The sequence below is a fragment of the Shinella granuli genome, from assembly GCF_004341885.1.
In the GTDB taxonomy this organism is placed as follows: domain Bacteria; phylum Pseudomonadota; class Alphaproteobacteria; order Rhizobiales; family Rhizobiaceae; genus Shinella; species Shinella granuli.
Window position 1 is genome coordinate 1 of the sequence record NZ_SLVX01000069.1, and the last position, 4,624, is coordinate 4,624.

Genomic DNA, 4,624 nt, shown 5'->3' on the forward strand with positions numbered 1-4,624 from the left:
GTCTCGTCATAGTCTCTCCTGTTCCCGGCATCTAAGCCGAAGTCAGGCAGAAACTCCACTTATCCCCGCTGTGCAGATTTCCCGAGCCAGCTCTGCGGCGCTATCGATGGATGAGCTGGCGCATCTTGCTGCCAAGGCGGAATTGTCCGAAAATCTGGTGCTCGACACGGCGCGCGAAACGGTGGAGCGTTTCCGCGTGGTCTGGGACGCCGAGAAGAACAATCTGCCGATGGCAGCCAAGGTCCGCGACATGATCGATGCGCACGTGCCATCGATCGAACTCTATCGTGAATGTACGTGACGGAAGGCGACAACCTGCCGCTATGCTTTTTCGCAAAAAGGTAGAACTGAGATCGGAACTGGGTTCAACGGATTGTTGAATTCGAAAGTAGGGACAGAAGCAGCCCAAAAGGGATTTTGCCTGCAGTAGGATTGTTCCGCTGGTCCGTGGCCGGTTTTTGCATCGCCACTATCAATCGAGATGAAGTGACTTAAGGTGTGGTCGAGTTCTCGGATTGGTCTCCAATCGCGTCTGCAAATTTTCACATTAACCGCACAAGCTTGTCGATCTCGCTTGGCTCCCAACTTGCAGAGACGGAAAGGGCTATCTTCTCGCGTGCCGCATCAATCTTGCCGGTCATCGCCTTGCCCTTCGCCGCCACTACAACGCCTCTGGACCAAACGTCCCCTAGTCCCGAAGCTGAGCTGAGAGTTCGAGTTGCGCGATCGGGATTGCTGTAACTCAGTTCGAACGGCGTACGTCGTCTTGACGCCGAATTCACAGCATCGAGGACGAGGGCAATAACCTGTGAGAATAGAGTGGGCCAATCTTATTATTGGACGGCCTTTTTCGCTCCCCCCATACTGGCAGAGTCGGATGATGATGTCGGTCCTCCCAAGCGTCACTCAATCCGTCCCAAAACGATATGGGGAACATCAATGTTCAAGACACTCGCCTTCTTGCCAATGATTGCAGCCATCGCATTGACCGCTTCCGGTAACGCTGCAACAGCTCAAAGCTTCGATACCTCCTCGATCAAGACCGACGAGGCCCTGGCCGCCCGCGTGCCGGAGAAAATCAAGTCGGCCGGCGTGCTGACGATCGGGTCCGATACGGCATATGCTCCATGGGAATTCCTGAGTGAAAAGGACGGCCAGACACCCGAGGGCATCGACGTCGACATCGCTAACGCGATCGGCAAGAAGCTCGGCGTGAGAATTGATTTCCAGACCTCTGCATTCGAAGCGATATTGCCCGCTCTCGGCACCAAGTTCGATCTCGGTGTTTCGGCCTTCTCCATCACCAATGAACGCATGAAAGCCGTCAATTTCGTCAGCTACGCGGATACGGGCAGCATGTGGGCCGTCAAGGCCGGCAACCCGACGAAGTTTGACCCGAGCGATCTCTGTGGTCGCAAGATTGCCATTCAGTCGGGCAGCTACCACGAAAAGGCGGTCATCGAGGAAAACGACCTCTGCAAGTCTGCCGGCAAAGCAGAGATTGAAATCCTGCCATTCTCCAAGCAGCCCGAAGCCCTCACCCGCGTTGCCGCTGGCGGCGCCGACGCGACGGTCTCCGGCGAAGCCGGTATCGGATACGCCGCCAAGCAGTCGTCAGGTGCATTTGAAACGCTCAAGCCAGGTGACGGCGTTCTCAGCAAACACGGCCCAAACGGTATCGCGGTCGCAAAGTCGGACATGGCTTTGACCGAACTCGTTGCAGATACCATCAATTCTCTTATCGCGGACGGCACTTACAAGGCGCTGCTCGACACTTGGGGCGTCGGCTCGGTGATTGTCGAGAAGGCGATGGTCAACCCCGAAGTCAAGATCTGATGGCTTCCGAAATCGATAACATGGGGATCGGTATCAAGCCGGTCTCCATAGAAAAGCCGGCGGTGACGCGCAATGTCGTCGTCCCGCGGCATCACCCCGGTCGCTGGCTTGCCATTGCTATCCTGGCGGTCCTGGCTTTGCAGATCGGACAGGCCGTTTCGACCAATCCCAATTTCCATTGGGACATCTACTCGACCTATCTGTTTTCTCCGCAGGTCATTCGCGGCGTAGGCTGGACGCTGCTTTTGACGGTTGTTGCAATGACGGTGGCGATCGTGGTCGCAGCCCTGCTGGTCATCATGCGCGACAGCGACAATCCCATCCTTCGCAGCATTGCCTATGGCTGGGTGTGGTTCTTCCGAGGAACGCCGATCTACACGCAGTTGCTGTTCTGGGGCCTGTTTGCGGTGCTGTTCCCGAACCTCAGCCTCGCCATTCCTTTCGGGCCCGAGATCGTCAGCGTCGAGACGAAACTTATCGTTACGCCGGCCATAGCCGCGATCCTCGGCCTCGGTTTCAACGAGTCGGCCTATCTGACGGAGATATTCCGCGCCGGATTCAATTCGCTCGACAGGGGACAGGCCGAAGCCGCGCAGGCGCTCGGCATGAAGCCGGCGAAAATCTGGTGGCGCATTCTCATGCCGCAGGCAATGCGGGTGATCATTCCGCCCACGGGCAACGAAACCATCGGCATGTTGAAGATGACGTCGCTGGTGCTCGCCGTCCCGTTTACGCTTGATCTGACATTCGCGACCAATGCCATCTCCAATCGGCTCTACCTACCGATCCCGCTCCTGCTGGTGGCCGGCACCTGGTATCTCGCGATCACCAGCCTGCTCATGGTCGGCCAGCATTTCCTCGAGCGCCATTTTGGTAAGGGCGTTTCCGTTCATCCGGCACGGATGGAGTAGGTCATGGACGCACATATTTCCGAGTTTTGCGTCGAGATGCAGAACATCCACAAGTTCTACGGCCATGTGCATGCTCTCAAGGGTGTGGACCTGCGCGTGAGGCGGGGCGAAGTCTGTGTTGCCATCGGCCCCTCGGGATCCGGCAAGTCGACGCTGCTTCGATGCATCAATCAGTTGGAGAGCATTTCGGCGGGCCGTGTCTTCCTTAAGGGCGAGTTGCAGGGCTTTACCGAACGAGACGGCCGCTTTCACCCGTTGTCTAAGGGACAGATCGCAACGCAGCGACGGCTTACCGGAATGGTCTTTCAGCGCTTCCACCTGTTCCCGCACATGACAGCTCTGGAAAACGTGATGGAAGGCCCCTCGCATGTGAAAGGCTGGCCAAGGGAGCAGGCGCGCAGGAAAGCTGATGAGCTCCTCAACCGCGTCGGTCTGGAGGGGTTCGGAAACCGATATCCAGGCCAGCTTTCCGGCGGCCAGCAGCAGCGTGTCGCCATAGCCCGTGCGCTCGCCATGGAGCCGGAGGTGATGCTGTTCGACGAGCCGACATCCGCACTCGATCCCGAACTGGTCGGCGAGGTGCTCGACGTCATCAAGGATCTGGCACGAAGCGGTATCACCATGGTCGTCGTCACCCACGAGATCGGCTTTGCCAGAGAGGTGGGCAGCCACCTTGTGTTCATGGATCAAGGGCAAATCGTCGAAGAGGGACATCCGCGCATGATGCTTGCCAATCCGCAAAATCCGCGAACCGCGGCCTTTCTTTCCAAGGTTCTCTGAGCATGCTCGTGACCGAAGGAAAAGGCTCAGATCGCGTTGCGCAGTTCCCGGATGAAGTCTTCAAGGATCGTGGATGGAAGGCGGTTGGGCGGCGTGATCAAAAGCGTGCGGAAATGAAGCGCCGGCTCGAAAGGCCTGAGCGTCAGACCGTGACCCTGATAAGGCTCGGCGGTGAGCGGGTTGACCAGCCCGATGCCGATGCCAGCAGCAACCATGGCGCAGATCGTCGTCGAGTAAGGCGTTTCTATCACGGTACGAACGGAGACGCCCGCCTCTGCGAAGGTGATCTCAGCTTCACGCCGGGTCGTGTCTTCGGGCGCGAGCGCAACAAAAGCCTGACCGGCGAGGTCGGCGGGGCGGATGATTTCGAGCGCCTCGAGCGGATGTCCTTTCGGCAATGCGACAGCCACACGGAACTGGGCGAATTCCTTGACCTCGACGCCCGTGCGGTCGATCTCGTCGGCCACGATACCGAGGTCGAACTGCCCGGTGGCGACGAGATCACGGACATTGGAGGACATGCGTGCCTGGAAGGTGATGGCCACATTCGGGTTGCTCTTCATGAAGGCGTGCAGGGCCCGGGGCACGACATTGGTAGACAGGGCCGAAAGGCAGGCGATCCTGATCTCGCCAGAACCGTAGTCGCGGATGCGGGCGGCCGCGCCGCGCAGATGCGTCAGCCCCAGGAATGCTTGCTCGACCTCCCGGAAGAAGAGCTGACCTTCCTGGGTCGGTTGCAGCCGTCCCTTGATGCGCTTGAAAAGGTCGAAGCCAAGCGAGCGTTCGAGCTCTTGAATCATCTTGCTGATGGCGGGCTGGGAGACATGCAGCACCTCGGCAGCCCGCGCTGTGGTGCCATTCGTCATTACCACCTTGAAGACCTCGACCTGCCTAAGGTTCACCATCCACTCCGTACGAAATTAATAACCTCAAAGAATAGCAGTAGCGCAAGAATGCTCGTTTCGGAATTGGTTTCCGTCAGCGTTCGGCGTTTCTCCGGAAAGTGTCAACGGCGGAGTAAAAACCGGCCACGGGGCGGAGCAAAAGTCGGCCACTGCGGCGCCGGCCTGAGACCGCCGGGAGGGCTTAAGCCCGAG

The 4,624-nt window shown here is 58.5% G+C and carries 4 protein-coding genes and 1 pseudogene; 4 read left to right on the forward strand and 1 reads right to left on the reverse strand.

Annotated features, from left to right (window positions below):
• The 4 genes and pseudogenes from EV665_RS31755 to EV665_RS31775 all read left to right on the forward strand — a co-directional run.
• Nucleotides 1-301: pseudogene (locus EV665_RS31755) on the forward strand (hypothetical protein); the annotation flags it as partial.
• A 638-nt stretch (nt 302-939) separates the two neighbouring features.
• A complete protein-coding gene (locus tag EV665_RS31765; RefSeq protein ID WP_064334892.1) occupies nt 940-1,836 on the forward strand; it encodes an ABC transporter substrate-binding protein in 897 nt (298 codons plus the stop codon).
• Nucleotides 1,836-2,747, forward strand: a complete 912-nt coding sequence (locus tag EV665_RS31770; protein WP_210234720.1) for an amino acid ABC transporter permease — start codon at nt 1,836-1,838, stop codon at nt 2,745-2,747. The genes EV665_RS31765 and EV665_RS31770 overlap by 1 nt, the downstream gene beginning before the upstream one ends.
• 3 nt (nt 2,748-2,750) lie before the next feature.
• On the forward strand, nt 2,751-3,527 hold the full coding sequence (locus tag EV665_RS31775; RefSeq protein WP_064334890.1) for an amino acid ABC transporter ATP-binding protein: 777 nt from the start codon (nt 2,751-2,753) through the stop codon (nt 3,525-3,527).
• Between the two features lie 26 nt (nt 3,528-3,553).
• On the opposite strand, the gene EV665_RS31780 is transcribed toward EV665_RS31775, so the two are convergent.
• Entirely contained in the window at nt 3,554-4,432 is an 879-nt protein-coding gene (locus EV665_RS31780) for a LysR substrate-binding domain-containing protein (RefSeq protein WP_133037235.1), read from the reverse strand.
• Nucleotides 4,433-4,624 lie beyond the last annotated feature (192 nt).

Coding starts and splice junctions, on each gene's coding strand:
- EV665_RS31765 (WP_064334892.1), top strand. CDS start 940: ATGTTCAAGACACTCGCCTTCTTGCCAATGATTGCAGCCATCGCATTG.
- EV665_RS31770 (WP_210234720.1), top strand. CDS start 1,836: ATGGCTTCCGAAATCGATAACATGGGGATCGGTATCAAGCCGGTCTCC.
- EV665_RS31775 (WP_064334890.1), top strand. CDS start 2,751: ATGGACGCACATATTTCCGAGTTTTGCGTCGAGATGCAGAACATCCAC.
- EV665_RS31780 (WP_133037235.1), bottom strand. CDS start 4,432: ATGGTGAACCTTAGGCAGGTCGAGGTCTTCAAGGTGGTAATGACGAAT.